The 15,875-nt window shown below is 71.4% G+C and carries 11 protein-coding genes; 5 read left to right on the top strand and 6 right to left on the bottom strand.

Going from position 1 to position 15,875, the window contains the following annotated elements; translation table 11 throughout:
* Nucleotides 1–16 precede the first annotated feature (16 nt).
* From C7C45_RS02700 to C7C45_RS02690, 3 genes are read right to left on the bottom strand one after another with little or no spacing between them, the layout of a single operon-like run.
* A complete protein-coding gene (locus tag C7C45_RS02700; RefSeq protein ID WP_244200208.1) occupies nucleotides 17–1,270 on the bottom strand; it encodes a FecCD family ABC transporter permease in 1,254 nt (417 codons plus the stop codon).
* Nucleotides 1,267–2,307: a FecCD family ABC transporter permease gene (locus C7C45_RS02695; RefSeq protein WP_110562015.1), complete on the bottom strand. Its 1,041-nt coding sequence runs from the start codon at nucleotides 2,305–2,307 to the stop codon at nucleotides 1,267–1,269. The genes C7C45_RS02700 and C7C45_RS02695 overlap by 4 nt, the downstream gene beginning before the upstream one ends.
* A 60-nt stretch (nucleotides 2,308–2,367) precedes the next feature.
* Nucleotides 2,368–4,302, bottom strand: coding sequence for a multicopper oxidase family protein (locus C7C45_RS02690; protein ID WP_110562014.1), 1,935 nt, complete (start codon nucleotides 4,300–4,302; stop codon nucleotides 2,368–2,370).
* A gap of 120 nt (nucleotides 4,303–4,422) precedes the next feature.
* Here C7C45_RS02690 and C7C45_RS02685 point away from each other — a divergent pair, with 120 nt between their 5' ends.
* Nucleotides 4,423–4,782, top strand: coding sequence for a YciI family protein (locus C7C45_RS02685; protein WP_110562070.1), 360 nt, complete (start codon nucleotides 4,423–4,425; stop codon nucleotides 4,780–4,782).
* Nucleotides 4,783–4,784: 2 nt separating this feature from the next.
* Here C7C45_RS02685 and C7C45_RS02680 read toward each other — a convergent pair whose 3' ends face one another.
* Nucleotides 4,785–5,153 (bottom strand): cytidine/deoxycytidylate deaminase family protein, encoded by a 369-nt coding sequence (locus tag C7C45_RS02680; RefSeq protein WP_110562013.1) that lies wholly within the window; start codon nucleotides 5,151–5,153, stop codon nucleotides 4,785–4,787.
* 148 nt (nucleotides 5,154–5,301) lie between these two features.
* On the opposite strand from C7C45_RS02680, the gene hrpA reads away from it, so the two are divergent.
* Nucleotides 5,302–9,378, top strand: a complete 4,077-nt coding sequence (gene hrpA, locus C7C45_RS02675) for an ATP-dependent RNA helicase HrpA (protein WP_110562012.1) — start codon at nucleotides 5,302–5,304, stop codon at nucleotides 9,376–9,378.
* A gap of 61 nt (nucleotides 9,379–9,439) precedes the next feature.
* Here hrpA and rfbB read toward each other — a convergent pair whose 3' ends face one another.
* The gene (rfbB, locus tag C7C45_RS02670; protein WP_110562011.1) at nucleotides 9,440–10,480 is read right to left on the bottom strand and encodes a dTDP-glucose 4,6-dehydratase; all 1,041 of its coding nucleotides are present in this window, start codon (nucleotides 10,478–10,480) and stop codon (nucleotides 9,440–9,442) included.
* 165 nt (nucleotides 10,481–10,645) lie between these two features.
* Complete coding sequence (locus tag C7C45_RS02665) at nucleotides 10,646–11,575, bottom strand: LysR family transcriptional regulator (protein WP_110562010.1); 930 nt, start codon at nucleotides 11,573–11,575, stop codon at nucleotides 10,646–10,648.
* An 83-nt stretch (nucleotides 11,576–11,658) separates the two neighbouring features.
* Here C7C45_RS02665 and C7C45_RS02660 point away from each other — a divergent pair, with 83 nt between their 5' ends.
* The 3 genes from C7C45_RS02660 to C7C45_RS02650 are packed head-to-tail and all read left to right on the top strand — an operon-like array spanning nucleotide 11,659 to nucleotide 15,042.
* Nucleotides 11,659–12,342 (top strand): succinate dehydrogenase cytochrome b subunit, encoded by a 684-nt coding sequence (locus C7C45_RS02660; protein WP_110562069.1) that lies wholly within the window; start codon nucleotides 11,659–11,661, stop codon nucleotides 12,340–12,342.
* Nucleotide 12,343: 1 nt separating this feature from the next.
* Entirely contained in the window at nucleotides 12,344–14,281 is a 1,938-nt protein-coding gene (locus C7C45_RS02655; RefSeq protein ID WP_110562009.1) for a fumarate reductase/succinate dehydrogenase flavoprotein subunit, read from the top strand.
* On the top strand, nucleotides 14,278–15,042 hold the full coding sequence (locus C7C45_RS02650) for a succinate dehydrogenase/fumarate reductase iron-sulfur subunit (protein ID WP_110562008.1): 765 nt from the start codon (nucleotides 14,278–14,280) through the stop codon (nucleotides 15,040–15,042). Before C7C45_RS02655 ends, C7C45_RS02650 begins: the two co-directional genes overlap by 4 nt.
* Nucleotides 15,043–15,875: the final 833 nt, after the last annotated feature.

Raw genomic sequence — 15,875 nt, 5'->3', positions numbered from 1 at the left:
GAACTCCTTGAAGGCGTCACGACGACCGCCGCCGGCCGCGCAGCAGCAGGAAGATCAGGTACGGGCCGCCGATCGCGGCGGTCAGCACACCGGCGGGCAGTTGGGTCGGTGCCAGCAGTCGTCGGCCGGCCAGGTCGGCGAGCACCAGCAGCAGAGCGCCGAGCAGCGCCGAGCAGACCAGCGGTGGCCGTTCGGTGCGTACCAGCCGACGGGCCACCTGCGGGGCGACCAGCGCCACGAAGTCGACGGCGCCGACCTGGGCGGTGACCATCGCGGCGACGAGTACGCCGGTGCCGGCCAGGCCGATTCGGCGGGCCACCGGCCGCAGCCCGACGCCTCGGGCGGTGTCGTCGTCCAGGGCGGTGCTGTTCAGCGCCCAACCGGCCCAGGCCAGCACCGGCAGCAGCACGAGCAGGGTGCCGGCGATCCAGGCGGCCTCGGTCCAGCCCTTGCCGGCCAGGGTGCCGATCAGCCAGATCTGCGCGCGCAGCCCGTCGATCGGGTCGGCGGTGAGCATGACGACCTCGGTGAGCGCCCGGAAGGCGAAGGCGACCGCCACGCCGGCGAGCACGAACCGCTGGGCGGCCAGCCCGTGCCGGGCGCCGAGGGCGAACAGCAGCACCGCCGCGAGCAGCCCGCCCACCAAGGCGGTGGGTGCCACCAGTACGGCGGCCATCCCACTGGTCAGGGCCACGGTGGCGGCAAGGCTGGCACCCTGGGTGATGCCGATGACGTCCGGGCTGGCGAGCGGGTTGCGGGCCACGCTCTGGATCAGAGTGCCGGCCACGCCGAAGGCCGCACCGGCCACCGCCGCCAGCACGACCCGCGGCAACCGAAGATCAAAGACAACCAGGTCGTACGGGGTGCCGGCACCGGAGAGCGCGCGCACCACGTCGGCCGGGGCGACGTACGGGGTGCCCAGCGAGAGGCTGAGCACGACGGCCAGGACGAGCAGCACGGTCAGCGCGGCGGCCACCAGCAGCGCGCGGCGACGGATCAGCAGGCTGACCGGGCCGACGCGCAGCAGCGACCGGCCAGGCAGCGGGGCCCGGCCAGCACCAGCCGAGGCGGTAGGCGCCGAGGCCGACGGACCAGCCACGCCGGACGAGCCAGCCGGGTCGGTGGGACCGACCGGGTCGGACAGGCCAGCCACGCCGGACGAGCCAGCCGGGTCGGTGGGACCGAGCGGGTCGGACAGGCCAGCCACGCCGGACGAGCCAGCCGGGTCGGTGGGACCGACCGGGTCGGAGGGACGGTGTGCGGTGGTCACGCGGTCACCACCCGGGCGCGGCGGACGAGGACGGCCAGCAGCGGCGCACCGATCAGGGCGGTGACGATTCCGGCCGGTATCTCGCCGGGCGGGGCGACGAGCCGGCCGACGACGTCGGCGCCGAGCAGGAGCGCCGGTCCGAGCAGGGCGGAGACGGCGAGGGTCCAGCGGTGGTCCGCGCCGACCAGCGCACGCGCCAGGTGTGGCACGGCCAGCCCGACGAAGGCGACCGGCCCGGCCGCCGCCACCGCCGCACCGGTCAGCAGCACGGCGGCGAGGCCACCCCCGAGGCGGACCAGGCCGATCCGGTGGCCGAGGCCGCGGGCCACGTCGTCGCCGAGCGCCAGCGCATCCAGGCCCCGGGCCACCAGGGCGGCCAGCACGAGCCCGGCGACGACGAAGGGCAACACCTGCGCGGTGACCGACAGGTCGCGGCCGGCCAGCCCGCCGACCACCCAGAACCGGTACTCCTCGAAGGTGCGGGCATCGATGCTGAGCAGCGCGTACACCCCGGAGGCCAGGCTGGCGTCGAGCGCCGCGCCGACCAGCGCGAGGGTGACCGGGCTGGCGCCCTCGCGGGCTCGGGTGGCGATGGCGAAGACCAGCAGCCCGGCGATCAGTGCGCCGGCGATGCCGAACCAGACGTACCCGGCGAGCGTGCCGATGCCGAACACGGAGATGGCGAGCACCACACCGAACGACGCGCCCGCGCTGATGCCGAGGATGCGGGGCTCGGCGAGCGGGTTGCGGGTGAGCGCCTGGAACAACACGCCAGCCACGGCGAGGGCGAGGCCGACCGCGAGACCGAGCGCGGTACGCGGCATCCGCAGCTCACGGACGATGGTGCTGGCGTCGCCGCCGTCCGGGGCGACGAGCGCGTGCCAGACCTGGTCGACGCCGAGTTGTCGGCTGCCGAGCGCGAAGCTGGCCAGCACGGCGAGCAGCAGCACCAGCGCGGCACCGACGGTGACGGCCACCCGGCGACCGGTGCGAGTGCTGGCCCGACTCCGGGTCGGCCGACTGGCGAGGGCGGTCACGAATCTCCTGCACGTTCGAGCTTAGGTTCGCCTAACCTTAGCCGACCTGCGGAAAGTGGCCTAACCGACGTCTGTCGATGCCGTTCCGGCTTCCGGGGGCGTGCCCAGCGAGCCACCGCCCCCGGCCTCCGCACCACCGCGCGGCAGCACGTTCAGCGGCCGCATCATCTCGTTGTCCTCGTGTTCCAACAGGTGACAGTGCCAGGCGTAGCGACCCGGCAGGTCGAACTGCGCCTTGATCCGGGTCACCTCCCACGGGTACGCGAGCACCGTGTCCATCCGCCCCCGCTCCCCCGCAGCCGGCTGCACCCGGCCCGAATGCCCGCGGCCGAGCACCTCGAACTGGGCCTGGTGCAGGTGGATCGGATGGGCGAGCCGGGTGAAGTTGCGCACCTCCCACACCTCGGTGGCGCCCAGGGTGGGTTGCTCGGTCACCGGGTCGCTCCAGCGCATCGGCCGACCCCGGCCACGTTCGTCGAGGGTGCCGAGCAACATCACCATCGACCCCGACGGGCCGGACATCCGCTCGTTGAGCGACAACCGCCGTACCCGGTCGGCCGCCGGCAGCTGGGGAGGTGCCGGCAGCCGCAACTGCTCCGGCGGCACACTCGGATCCGGGCCGGTCGCCTCGGTGACCACGAAGCGCAGCACCTGCCCGGTGGTCCGCGGGTCGGCCGGCGGGAAGTCCACCCCGGGCCGGCCACCGCGGTACGCCCAGTCGGGCCCCTCGTTGACGAGGTAAAGCTCGGTGCCAGCGGGCACGTCGGTGAAGTCGACGATGACGTCGGCCCGCTGGGCGGGGCCGAGGGTCACGCGTTCGTGTGACACCGGCTCGGGCAGGAACCCGCCGTCACTGCCGATCTGCCAGATCGGCAGCACCGGGCGGGCCGGTCGCGCCGTGGCATGGGCGGCCACGCTCAGCAGCAGGAAGCGGTTGTTGCAGCCGTTGAGCAGGCGGAACCGGTAGCGCCGCCGCTGCACCGTCAGGCTGGGCCAGGTGCGGCCGTTGACCACGATGGTGGAGCCGGTGCCGGGCGACGAGTGCCCGCCGGGGTAGAGCAGGTCACCGCCGGCGGTGAAGCTCCGGTCCTGGATCATCAGCGGAATGTCGTGGTAGCGGGCGTCCGGCGGGTCGTCGTGTGCCGGCCCCGGGCCGGGCAGCACCCCGTCCGGCAGGTCGCCGGCGCCGCCGAGGAGGTAGAACCCGGCCGGCCCGGCGTAGACGTTCTGGGCGGTGACCCCCAACGTGTGGTCGTGGTACCAGAGGGTGGCGGGCGCCTGGTCGTTGGCGTACTCGAAGGTGGCCGAGCCCGGCGCCCAGCGCAGGCTCGAACGCTCGCCGAAGCGGGACCGGAACTCGTCGTACGCGCTGCCGCAGACGGCGAAGTCGGACGGCAGGTCGCGCGCCACCGGCAGGAACCACGCCTCGGAGTGCCCGTCGCTCTCCTGCGCGCTGTGCCCACCGTGCAGATGCACCACCTGGGGCACCGGCCCGCGGTATCCCCGCGGGTCGCCGTCACGGTGGCCGTGCTGGTCCCGATCCGTGTTTCCGCCGGCCGGGTTGGCCCAGTGCAGCGTGGGGTCGACCGGCAGCAGGTGCGGCAGGAAGTCACCCCGACCGTCGACGAGCTGGTTGACCCAGGTCACGCGGACCGGGTGGTTCACCCGCGCCACGATGCTGGGCGCCGGGTAGCCGAAGCTGCCGGGATGGCCCGTGGAGCCGTAACCCCACACCGTCGTACGCGGCCAGGACGGCGGCAGGATCTGCTGGCGGAACTGTCGCACCGCGATCACGTACGTGTCCCGCTCCGGACCGGACGACACCGCTGGCATGGCGGGTGGGATCCGCAGCGGCGCGACGTACTTCGGGATGTCGGCGGCGTGCAGCGTCGCCGTCCCGGCCAGCGTGCGGCCCGCGGCCGTGGAACCCGCCGGGACCAGCAGCCCGGCGCCACCGGCGGCACCGGCGGCGAGCAGCCCTCGTCTGGTGACCATGTCACATCTCCCCTTCGCGTCCGATCCTCGATAAGAGAATGAGTTTCGCGGACGGGAACAGGTGCGACAGAAGGGCCAATGACACCCAGAAGAGGGACATTAGCGTCATAGGGTGTGGACATGCGATTCGACCAGCACACGGTCGTCCTCCTGGCCCGACCAGCGGACCCGCCGGAGCTGCCGCAGGACGCGATCGACCGGTTGCAGGACGCGCACCTGGCCCACCAGGCGGGGCTCGTGGAGCAGGGGCTGGTGCTGGCGACCGGGCCGTTCCTGCACCCCGACGACGACCGGCTGCGGGGTTTCGTCGTGCTCTCCATCGCCCCGGACGATGCGCGCGCTCTCTACGCCAACGACCCGGCGGTGCGTGCCGGACGGCTGGCCGTCCAGGTGATGAGCTGGATGGTGCCGGAGGGCAACGTGCGGTTCGAGGGCGTCCCGCTGCCCCGGTCGATGCTGGAGGCGGCGACCGGCGACTGACGTCAGCCGGGCAGCTCGCCGATCTCGACCACCCGCAGGGCGTCCAGCTCGCCGACGATCACCCGCAGGGACGGGAAGTGGTCCCGCAGCACCTGCCGGCACCCCGCACACGGCGCGGCGACCTCACGGCCCCGATCGGCCACCGTGACGATCGTCTCCAGCTCCGTCACGCCCTGCGTCGCGGCGGTGCCGATCACGACCAGCTCGGCGCAGGACCCGCCGGCGGTGTGGTGGACGTTCACACCCGTGAAGACCCGCCCGTCGGCGGTCCGGACGGCCGACGCGACGGTGTGCCTCTGGCTGCGGCAACGCAGTTTGGAAACCGCCGTGGCGGCCTGCACCAACGCCCGGTCGGTGTCCCGCATCGTCATCCCGGCCCCCCAGCACTCGAACGTCGGCCGCCAACTCTAGGTCCCCGGCCCGGCCGTCGAAGGGCCGGCCGGGCGACAACCCGGGAGGGCCGGCCGGGCGATAACCCGCAGGCGGTGCGCCGCCGGGCTGCCTATCCTTGGGCACGACATGCAGAATCCAACCGCCTCCGCCGCGACCGACCCGGTTCGCGAGTTGCACCGCCGTCTCTCCGCTCTGATGTTCCGCGACCAGCGTCGGCTCCAGCGGCGGCTGGACGGTGCCCGGAAGCTGCGTGACCCGCAGCGCCGGGAGTCGGCGTTGACCGAGATCACCGCCGAGGTCGAACGAGCCGAACAGCGCCTGGCCGCCCGGCGGGCGGCGGTGCCCGTGATCACGTACCCGGCGGGCTTGCCGGTCAGTGAGCGCAAGGACGACATCGCCGCCGCCATCCGTGATCACCAGGTGGTGATCGTGGCGGGCGAGACCGGTTCCGGCAAGACGACCCAGCTGCCCAAGATCTGCCTGGAGTTGGGGCGGGGGGTGCACGGCCTGATCGGGCACACCCAGCCTCGGCGGTTGGCGGCCCGGACGGTGGCCGACCGGATCGCCGACGAGCTGGGCACCGAGTTGGGTGACGTGGTCGGCTACAAGGTGCGCTTCACCGATCAGGTCAGCGAACGCAGCCTGGTCAAGTTGATGACCGACGGCATCCTGCTGGCCGAGCTGCAGACCGACCGGATGCTCCGCCAGTACGACACGTTGATCATTGACGAGGCGCACGAGCGCAGCCTCAACATCGACTTCATCCTCGGGTACCTGCGGGAGCTGCTCCCCCGGCGACCCGACCTCAAGGTGATCATCACCTCGGCGACCATCGAGACCGACCGGTTCGCCCGCCACTTCGCCGGCCCACCCACCGCCGACGAGCCGGAGGGCGTACCGGCGCCGGTGGTCGAGGTCTCCGGGCGGACCTACCCGGTGGAGGTCCGCTACCGGCCGCTGCTCGAACTCGCCGAGGGCGAGGAGGACGGCGACGGCGAGGGCGACGAGGAGACCGTCCGCGACCAGATCCAGGCGATCGGCGACGCCGTCGAGGAGTTGGCCGCCGAGGGTCCCGGCGACATCCTGGTCTTCCTCAGCGGTGAACGGGAGATTCGGGACACCGCGGACGCGCTCGGCAAACTGGTGCAGACGAAACGCTCGCTGCTCGGCACCGAGATCCTGCCGCTGTACGCGCGACTCTCCAGCGCCGAGCAGCACCGGGTCTTCGCCGCGCACAACTCGCGCCGGGTGGTGCTCGCCACCAACGTCGCGGAGACCTCGCTGACCGTGCCCGGCATCAAGTACGTGGTCGACCCGGGCACCGCCCGCATCTCCCGCTACTCCAGCCGCCTCAAGGTGCAGCGGCTGCCGATCGAGCCGATCTCCCAGGCGTCGGCCAACCAGCGCAAGGGCCGCTGCGGCCGCACCTCGGACGGCATCTGCATCCGCCTCTACGACGAGCAGGACTTCGGATCCCGGCCCGAGTTCACCGACCCGGAGATCCTGCGCACCAACCTGGCGTCGGTCATCCTGCAGATGACCGCGATCGGGCTGGGCGACCTCGCCGCGTTCCCGTTCATCGACCCACCGGACCGGCGCAACATCACCGACGGCGTCAACCTGCTGCACGAGCTGGGCGCGTTGGACCCGACCGAGGCCGACCCGGCGAAGCGGCTCACCACGCTGGGCCGGCGCCTGGCCCAGTTGCCGGTCGACCCGCGGCTGGCCCGGATGGTGGTCGAGGGCGAGCGCAACGGCTGCGCCACCGAGGTGTTGGTGATCGCCGCCGCGCTCTCCATCCAGGACCCGCGGGAGCGGCCGGCCGAGAAGCAGGCCCAGGCCGACCAGGCGCACGCCCGGTTCGCCGACAAGGAATCGGACTTCGTCGCCTTCCTCAACCTCTGGCGTTACCTGCGGGAGCAGCAGCGGGCGTTGTCCTCCAGCGCGTTCCGCCGGATGTGCAAGGCGGAGTACCTGAACTACCTGCGGATCCGCGAATGGCAGGACATCGTCAGTCAACTGCGCCAGGTGCTGCGTACCCCGGCCGACGGCGACCGGCGCGGTGGGCGGTCGGCGCGCGACACCTCGGGCGACGCGGACGCCGGCCGGGGCGAGAGCCGCCGGGGCGGCGCGGACCTGCCGGAGGAGATCGACACCCCGAAGGTGCACCAGTCGCTGCTGCCCGGCCTGCTGTCCCACATCGGTCTGAAGGACGCGCAGAAACACGAGTACCTGGGCGCGCGGGGCGCGAAGTTCGCCGTCTTCCCCGGCTCGGCGCTGTTCAAGAAGCCGCCGCGCTGGGTGATGGCCGCCGAGTTGGTGGAGACCTCCCGGCTCTGGGGCCGGATCGCCGGCCGGGTCGAACCGGAGTGGGTCGAGCCGCTGGCGCAGCACCTGGTCAAGCGCAGCTACAGCGAGCCGCACTGGGAGAAGAAGCAGGCCGCGGTGATGGCCTACGAGAAGGTCACCCTGTACGGCGTCCCGCTGGTCACCTCCCGCAAGGTCAACTTCGGGCGGATCGATCCGACGCTGAGCCGGGAGCTGTTCATCCGGCACGCCCTCGTCGAGGGCGACTGGCAGACCCATCACCAGTTCTGGTCGGACAACAAGCGGCTGCTCGCCGAGATCGAGGAGTTGGAGAGCCGGGCCCGACGCCGGGACATCCTGGTCGACGACGAAACCATCTTCGGCTTCTACGACCAGCGGATCCCGGCCGACGTGTCCTCCGGCCGGCACTTCGACAGCTGGTGGAAGACGACCCGCCGGGAACGGCCCGACCTGCTCACCTTCACCCGGGACGTGCTGGTCAACGACGGCCGGCCGGGGGTCGACGAGAGCGACTACCCGGACGAGTGGCAGGCCGACGGGGTGAGCCTGCCGCTCACCTACCGCTTCGAGCCGGGCACACCGACCGACGGCGTCACCGTGGACATCCCGCTGCCGCTGCTCAACCAGGTGCCGGCGGAGAGCTTCGACTGGCAGGTGCCGGGGCTGCGCGAGGAGACGGTGATCGCGCTGATCCGCTCGCTGCCCAAGGCGGTACGCCGCAACTTCGTACCGGTGCCGGACTACGCCCGGGCCGCGCTCGCGGCGATCAAGCCCGGGGAGGAGTCGCTGCTGGACGCGCTCACCCGGGAGCTGCGCCGGATGACAGGTGTGACCGTGCCGCGCGACGCCTGGGAGCCGGGCAAGCTCCCCGCGCACCTCCGGGTCACGTTCCGGGTGCTGGGCGACGACGAGAAGCCGGTCGCCGAGGGCAAGGACCTGCCGGCCCTGCAACGTCAACTCCGCCAGGAGGTACGCCAGGTGGTGGCGGCCGCCGCGCCGGAGGTGGCCCGTACCGGGCTGCGCGAGTGGAGCATCGGCACCCTGCCGCGGACCATCGAGCAGGTCCGCGCCGGATACGCGGTGACCGCGTACCCGGCGCTGGTCGACGAGGGCGCCACCGTGGGGGTGAAGGTGTTCGACTCCCCCGCCGAGGCGGAGGCGTCGCACTGGGCCGGCACCCGCCGGCTGCTGCGGCTCACCGTGCCGTCCCCGGCGCGGTTTTTGCAGGGGCGGCTGAGCAACGAGGCGAAGCTGGCGCTGAGCCGCAACCCGCACGGCGGCGTGCAGGAGTTGATCGAGGACGCGGCGGGCGCGGCCATCGACCGGCTGATCGGTGCCGCCGGCGGGCCGGCCTGGGACGCCGACGGGTTCGCGGCTCTGCGCGACAAGGTCCGCGCCGACCTGGTCGACACCGTGGTCGAGGTGATGGACCGGGTTCGCAAGGTCCTCGCCGCCGCGTACACCGTGGAGCAGCGGCTCGGCGCCACCCGCAACCTCGCCGTGGTGGCCGCGCTGGCCGACATCCGCAACCAGCTCGCCGGGCTGGTGCACGCGGGTTTCATCACCGAGACCGGGTACGCCCGGCTGCCCGACCTGCTGCGCTACCTCACCGCCATCGAGCGCCGGCTGGACCGCCTCGGCGGCAACCCGCAGCGCGACCGCCAGCAGCAGGACCGGGTCGCGGTGGTGCAGAAGGAGTACGCCGACCTGCTCGCCAACCTGGCGCCGGCACGCCGGCAGGAGACGGCCGTCCGGCAGATCCGCTGGATGATCGAGGAGTTGCGGGTGAACGTCTTCGCCCAGGCGCTCGGCACCCCGTACCCCGTCTCTGAGCAGCGGATCTACCGCGCGATGGACGACGCCGAGGGCCGCTGACCGGGCTGGGCCCGGTCAGCGGCCGAGGGCCTGTTTCACAAGGGCGGTCGAGCCGAGGCCGTCAGTGCGAGTGGACGGAAAGCGCCCTGGCGGCCGGGACGCTGCGAACGGCGTTGGTCCGGGCCGTGCCGCGGGCCTCCGCGGCGGCCGGCGCCCACCAGGTCCAGTTCTCCCGGTACCAGCGGAAGACCTCGGCCAGCCCGTCGTCGAACCGGATCTGCGGCTCGAAGCCGAGCTCTTCGGAGATCTTGCGGTAGTCCAGCGAGTAACGCTGGTCCTGCACCTTGCGGTCCGCCACATGCCGGACCCGGTCCCAGTCGGCACCGGCCAGCCGGAGGATCCGCTCGGCCAGTGCGTGGTTGGTGAGCTCGATGTCGCCGCCGATGTTGTAGACCTCGCCGGCACGGCCCTTGGCCAGCACCAGCGCGATGGCCAGACAGTGGTCGTCCACGTGCAGCCACTCGCGGACCGCGCTGCCGTCGCCGTGCAGGGTGATGTCCTGGCCGGTGAGCAGGCTGGTGACGAAACGCGGAATGACCTTCTCCACGTGCTGGTACGGGCCGTAGTTGTTGGCGCAGCGGGTGATCGACACGTCCACGTCGTACGTGCGCCAGTAGGAGCGGACCACGTGGTCGCTGGCGGCCTTGGACGCCGCGTACGGAGAGTTGGGCTCCAGCACGCAGCTCTCGTTCCAGGAGCCCTCGCTGATCGTGCCGTACACCTCGTCGGTGGAGACGTGCACCACCCGGCCGACCCCACCGCGGGCGCACGCCGCCAGCAGGTGGTGCGAGCCCATCACGTTGGTTTCGAAGAACGGTGCCGGGTCGTCGATGGACCGGTCGACGTGGGACTCGGCGGCGAAGTGCACCACGGCGTCATGCCCCGGCACCACGTCGGCGAGCAGCTGTCGGTCGCAGATGTCCCCGCGGACGAACGTCAAGCGGGGGTGCGCGGCCGGCAGGTTGGCCCGATCACTGGCGTAGGTCAGCTTGTCGATCACCGTCACGTCGCAGTGCTCGAAGCCGACGTAGCGCCCGGCGAGCAGACTCCGCGCGAAATGCGACCCGATGAAGCCAGCGCCACCGGTAACCAGGATTCTCATGTATAGCCTCCCTGCCGGCGGGGGGAACGTCCACCGGTGAGCTCTCCTGAGATGAATGGGGCTTTTGCCCATGCAAGAACCCACCATAGGTGACCATCATCGACACCGACGGTGATACTGGCGGCTTAAGGACGAATTAACCCAGCGGGTTGAAAACCTGACCGATCAGAGCGGATCCACACCCGGCGGTAGGTCGTCACGGTCGATCGCCGACTGTATGTAGTCGAGCAGGATCCGCCGGAGCTCCCGACCGGCGTGCGTCGGCACGATGTCGCGCCGACGGGCCACCGCGATGGTCCGCCGCACCCCGGGCGGGGCGAGGGGGGTGATCCGCACGCCCGGCCGGCGGGCCAGCACGATGCCCGGCACGAGCGCGATACCGAGCCCCGCCTCGACGAAGCTGAGCACCGCGTCCATCTCGCCGCCGTCCACCGCGAAGGTCGGCTCGAAGCCCGCCTCGCGACACGCCTGGATGGTGGCGTCGCGCAGGTCGTACCCCTCGCGGAACATGACCATCGGCTGGCCGCGCAGGTCGGTGATGTGCAACTCCCCGGCCGTCGACGCGGTCGGAACCTTCCCCACCGAGGCCACCACCAGGCTCTCCCGCAGGATCGGATCGACGCGCAGGCCGGGGTCGGCGCCCTGGGCCGGCATGATGATCAGAGCCAGGTCGAGGTCGCCGCGGAGCAGGTCGCGCACCAGATCCTGGGAACCGCTCTCCTCGACGCGGAGGTCGACGGTGGGGTGCGCGTCGCGGAACCGGCGCAGCACCGGCGGGGCGAGCGAGGTGGCCAGGCTCGGGGTGGCCCCGAGGCGGACCCGCCCCCGGCGCAGCCCGACCAACTCCTGCACCTCGCGGGTCGCGGTCTCCACGTCGGCGAGGATCCGGGTGGCCAACGGCAGCAGCACCTCGCCCGCCGCGGTGAGGGCGATGTTGCCCCTTAGCCGCTCGAACAACGGGGCCCCGAGGTCGGCCTCCAGAGCGTGAATTTGCTTACTGAGAGACGGCTGAGTTATGCCGACCAGATCGGCGGCTTGGGTGAAATGTCGTACTTCGGCCACCGCAACGAAGTACCTGAGCTGATGGAGCTGCATCTAAATAGCTTACGGCTATCAACACTACGACTTTGATGCATTGGACGACTGATCGAAGTGCTCCTAGCGTCGGTCCTGTGGTAATCACGAAAACTCGGTCGCCCATCCGCTCGAACGTCGGCCTCAAGGCCGTCATGGCGGTGACGGGCATCCTGCTGGTGCTGTTCCTCGTCGTACACATGCTGGGGAACCTGAAGATCTTCACGGGGGAGACCTCGTTCGACCACTACGCGCACTGGCTGCGCGACATCGGCACGCCACTACTGCCCCACACCTGGTACCTGTGGATCCAGCGCACCGTGCTCACCGTCGCCGTGGTGGCCCACATCGTCGCCGCCACCGTGCTGGCCCGGCGCGCACGCGCCGCCCGCCCGGTGAAGTACGCCCACCGCAAGAAGGTCCGGGGCAGCTACGCGGCCCGCACGATGCGCTGGGGTGGCGTGATCATCCTGCTCTTCGTGATCTACCACATCCTGGACCTGACCACCGGTCACCTGAACCCGCAGGGCGACGCCAGCAACCCGTACGGCAACGTCGTCGCCGACTTCGCGCCGGAGCGCTGGTACGTCACGCTCTTCTACACCCTGGCGATCGTCACGGTCGGCTTCCACCTGCGCCACGGCGCGTACAGCGCGTTCCGCAGCCTCGGCCAGCAGACGCCACGGGGCGAGCGCCGGGCGCGCGCCGGCGCGCTCGTCCTCGCCGTGGCGCTCTGCGCCGGATACCTGGTGGTCCCGTTCGCCGTACTCACCGGATTGGTGTCCTGACATGGAACTCTTCACCGAGGGCGACCCGATCGCCGACACCAAGGCTCCCGCCGGCCCGATCGAGAAGCGCTGGGACACCCGACGCTTCGAGGCCAAGCTGGTCAACCCCGCCAACCGTCGCAAGATGACGGTGATCGTGGTGGGCACCGGCCTGGCCGGCGGTTCGGCCGCCGCGACCCTGGCCGAGCAGGGCTACCACGTCAAGTCCTACTGCTACCAGGACAGCCCGCGCCGGGCGCACTCCATCGCGGCGCAGGGCGGCATCAACGCGGCGAAGAACTACCGCAACGACGGCGACTCCGTGCACCGGCTGTTCTACGACACCGTCAAGGGCGGCGACTTCCGCTCCCGGGAGTCGAACGTGCACCGGCTCGCCGAGGTCTCCGTCAACATCATCGACCAGTGCGTCGCCCAGGGTGTGCCGTTCGCCCGCGAGTACGGCGGCCTGCTCGACACCCGCTCCTTCGGCGGCGCCCAGGTGCAGCGCACCTTCTACGCCCGGGGCCAGACGGGCCAGCAACTGCTGCTCGGCGCGTACCAGGCCCTCGAACGGCAGATCGGCCTCGGCAACGTCGAGATGAACGCCCGGCACGAGATGCTGGAGCTGGTCATCGTCGACGGCAAGGCCCGCGGCATCGTCGTCCGGGACCTGGTCACCGGCGAGATCAGCACCGAGATGGCCGACGCCGTGGTGCTCGCCTCCGGCGGCTACGGCAACGTCTTCTACCTCTCCACCAACGCCAAGGGCTGCAACGTCACCGCCACCTGGCGGGCCCACCGCAAGGGCGCGTACTTCGCCAACCCCTGCTACACGCAGATCCACCCGACCTGCATCCCAGTCTCCGGCGACCACCAGTCGAAGCTGACCCTGATGAGCGAGTCGCTGCGCAACGACGGCCGGGTCTGGGTGCCGAAGACCAAGGGCGACGACCGCAGCCCGAAGGACATCGGCGAAGACGAGCGGGACTACTACCTGGAGCGGATCTACCCCTCCTTCGGCAACCTGGTCCCCCGCGACATCGCGTCCCGCGCCGCGAAGAACGTCTGCGACGAGGGCCGGGGCGTCGGGCCGACGAAGCTCGGCGTCTACCTCGACTTCGCCGACGCCATCGACCGGCTGGGCCGCAAGGCCATCGAGGCCAAGTACGGCAACCTCTTCGAGATGTACGAGCGGATCACCGGCGAGGACCCGTACGAGGTGCCGATGCGCATCTACCCCGCCGTGCACTACACGATGGGCGGCCTGTGGGTCGACTACGACCTCCAGTCGAGCATCCCCGGCCTGTTCGTGATCGGCGAGGCGAACTTCTCCGACCACGGCGCGAACCGCCTCGGCGCCTCGGCGCTGATGCAGGGCCTCGCCGACGGCTACTTCGTGCTCCCCACCACCATCGCCAACTACCTGGCCTCGGGCCCGTTGGAGAAGGTCGACGCCAGCCACCCGGCGGCCGTCGAGGCCCGCACCGACGTCGAGGACCGCATCCAGCGGCTACTCGCGATCAACGGCGACCGGACCGTGGACTCGTTCCACCGCGAGCTGGGCCAGATCATGTGGGAACACTGCGGCATGGAACGCAGCGAGGCCGGGCTGCGCAAGGCGATCGACGAGATCCGCGCCCTGCGCGAGTCGTTCTGGGAGCGGGTCAAGGTGTCCGGCACCGGCGAGGAACTCAACCAGTCACTGGAGAAGGCCGGCCGGGTCGCCGACTTCTTCGAACTGGCCGAGCTGATGTGCATCGACGCCCTGCACCGCGAGGAGTCCTGCGGCGGCCACTTCCGGGCCGAGCACCAGACCCCCGACGGTGAGGCGCAGCGCGACGACGACCGGTTCGCGTACGTGGCGGCCTGGGAGTTCACCGCCAGCGGTGAGCCCTCGGTGCTGCACAAGGAAGACCTGAAGTTCGAATACGTCCACCCCACGCAGCGGAGCTACAAGTGAACCTGACCCTGCGCATCTGGCGCCAGAAGGGCCCTGAGGACAAGGGTCGGATGGTGACCTACCCGGTCGACGACGTGTCCCCGGACATGTCGTTCCTGGAGATGCTCGACGTACTCAACGAGCGGCTGATCCTCGCCGGCGAGGACCCGGTGGCGTTCGACCACGACTGCCGCGAAGGCATCTGCGGCATGTGCGGCCTGATGATCAACGGGGACGCGCACGGGCCGCAGCGCGGCACCACGGCGTGCCAGTTGCACATGCGGCAGTTCAAGGACGGCGAGACGATCGACATCGAACCGTGGCGGGCCAGCGCCTTCCCGGTCGTCAAGGACCTGGTCGTCAACCGGAACGCCTTCGACAAGATCATCGCCGCCGGTGGCTACGTCACCGCGCCGACCGGCAGCGCGCCCGAGGCGCACTCCACCCCGGTGGCCAAGGCCAACGCGGACGCCGCTTTCGAGGCGGCGGCCTGCATCGGCTGCGGCGCCTGCGTAGCAGCCTGCCCGAACGGCTCCGGCATGCTCTTCACCGCCGCCAAACTCACCCAGCTCTCGCTCCTGCCCCAGGGCCAGCCGGAGCGGTACACCCGGGTGATCGGCATGGTCGACGCGCACGACGAGGCCGGCTTCGGCGGCTGCACCAACGCCGGCGAATGCACCCCGGCCTGCCCGAAGGGCATCCCGCTGAACACCATCGGCCGCCTCAACCGCGACTACCTCGCGGCCACCGCCAAGGGAGCCGGCAACACCCCCGGCTCCTGAGATCCGCCGCGCCATCCAGACCGCCGTACCCCGCACCTCTCGGGGGTACGGCGGTCTGGCGTTGGGCGTCGTGCGATTTCGGCTTTCGGCTTTCGGCGGCGTCGGCGAGTGGTTGCGGTGGGGCTGGGGCGACCGTCCCCGGCTCCGGGCGGTCAGGCTTGATCCCTCCGCCGGGGACGGTCGCCCCAGCCCTGACCTTGGTCCCGGCTCGTCCGCTCGTTGCGGTCCCTTTTGCGGTACGGCGGTAGCTTCCGATCGTCGAGTTGCTGGTGGAGTCTGGCCGAGGCGCGAGCCCGAGCAGGGCGACCCATCCGAGCACGATCCAGCCCGCCCAGTCCCAGCCGACACAGCCCCGGCCCCAGCCGACACAGCCCGACCCGACCCGTGCCCAACCAAGCCAGCCCGACCCGTGCCCACCCAAGCCGACACGGCCCAGCCCGACCCAGTCCGGCTCAGCCCGGCTCAGCCCGGACGGGCGAGCGGGCGGGCGGGCGGCCAGCGAGCGGGCGGCGAGCGGGCGGCGAGCGGGCGGCGAGCGGGCGGCGAGCGGGCGGCGAGCGGGCGGCGAGCGGGCGGCGAGCGGGCGGCGAGCGGGCGATCGACTCCAGATCGCCGATGTGGCGGTGTCTGGCCGCTTGGATAGCGCCATGTCGGCGACCTGGAGTCGATCATGACCGCCACCCTCGCCACGGGGTGACGACCTCCGGGCGACTGCCTCGACAAAAGTGGCATAGGGCGCGAGTCCCTCAGCCGAATTCGCTGGACCCACGGGCAGCAGCCAGATGTCCAGACGAGCGAGCGAGCGGGCGCATGGGCGGCGAGCGGGCACATGA

The organism is Micromonospora arborensis (assembly GCF_003205615.1).
Taxonomy (GTDB): domain Bacteria; phylum Actinomycetota; class Actinomycetes; order Mycobacteriales; family Micromonosporaceae; genus Micromonospora; species Micromonospora arborensis.
This window is presented reverse-complemented; position numbering and strand designations above follow the sequence as displayed.

Coding starts and splice junctions, on each gene's coding strand:
- C7C45_RS02690 (WP_110562014.1), bottom strand. CDS start 4,302: ATGGTCACCAGACGAGGGCTGCTCGCCGCCGGTGCCGCCGGTGGCGCC.
- C7C45_RS02685 (WP_110562070.1), top strand. CDS start 4,423: ATGCGATTCGACCAGCACACGGTCGTCCTCCTGGCCCGACCAGCGGAC.
- C7C45_RS02680 (WP_110562013.1), bottom strand. CDS start 5,153: ATGACGATGCGGGACACCGACCGGGCGTTGGTGCAGGCCGCCACGGCG.
- hrpA (WP_110562012.1), top strand. CDS start 5,302: ATGCAGAATCCAACCGCCTCCGCCGCGACCGACCCGGTTCGCGAGTTG.
- rfbB (WP_110562011.1), bottom strand. CDS start 10,480: ATGAGAATCCTGGTTACCGGTGGCGCTGGCTTCATCGGGTCGCATTTC.
- C7C45_RS02665 (WP_110562010.1), bottom strand. CDS start 11,575: ATGCAGCTCCATCAGCTCAGGTACTTCGTTGCGGTGGCCGAAGTACGA.
- C7C45_RS02655 (WP_110562009.1), top strand. CDS start 12,344: ATGGAACTCTTCACCGAGGGCGACCCGATCGCCGACACCAAGGCTCCC.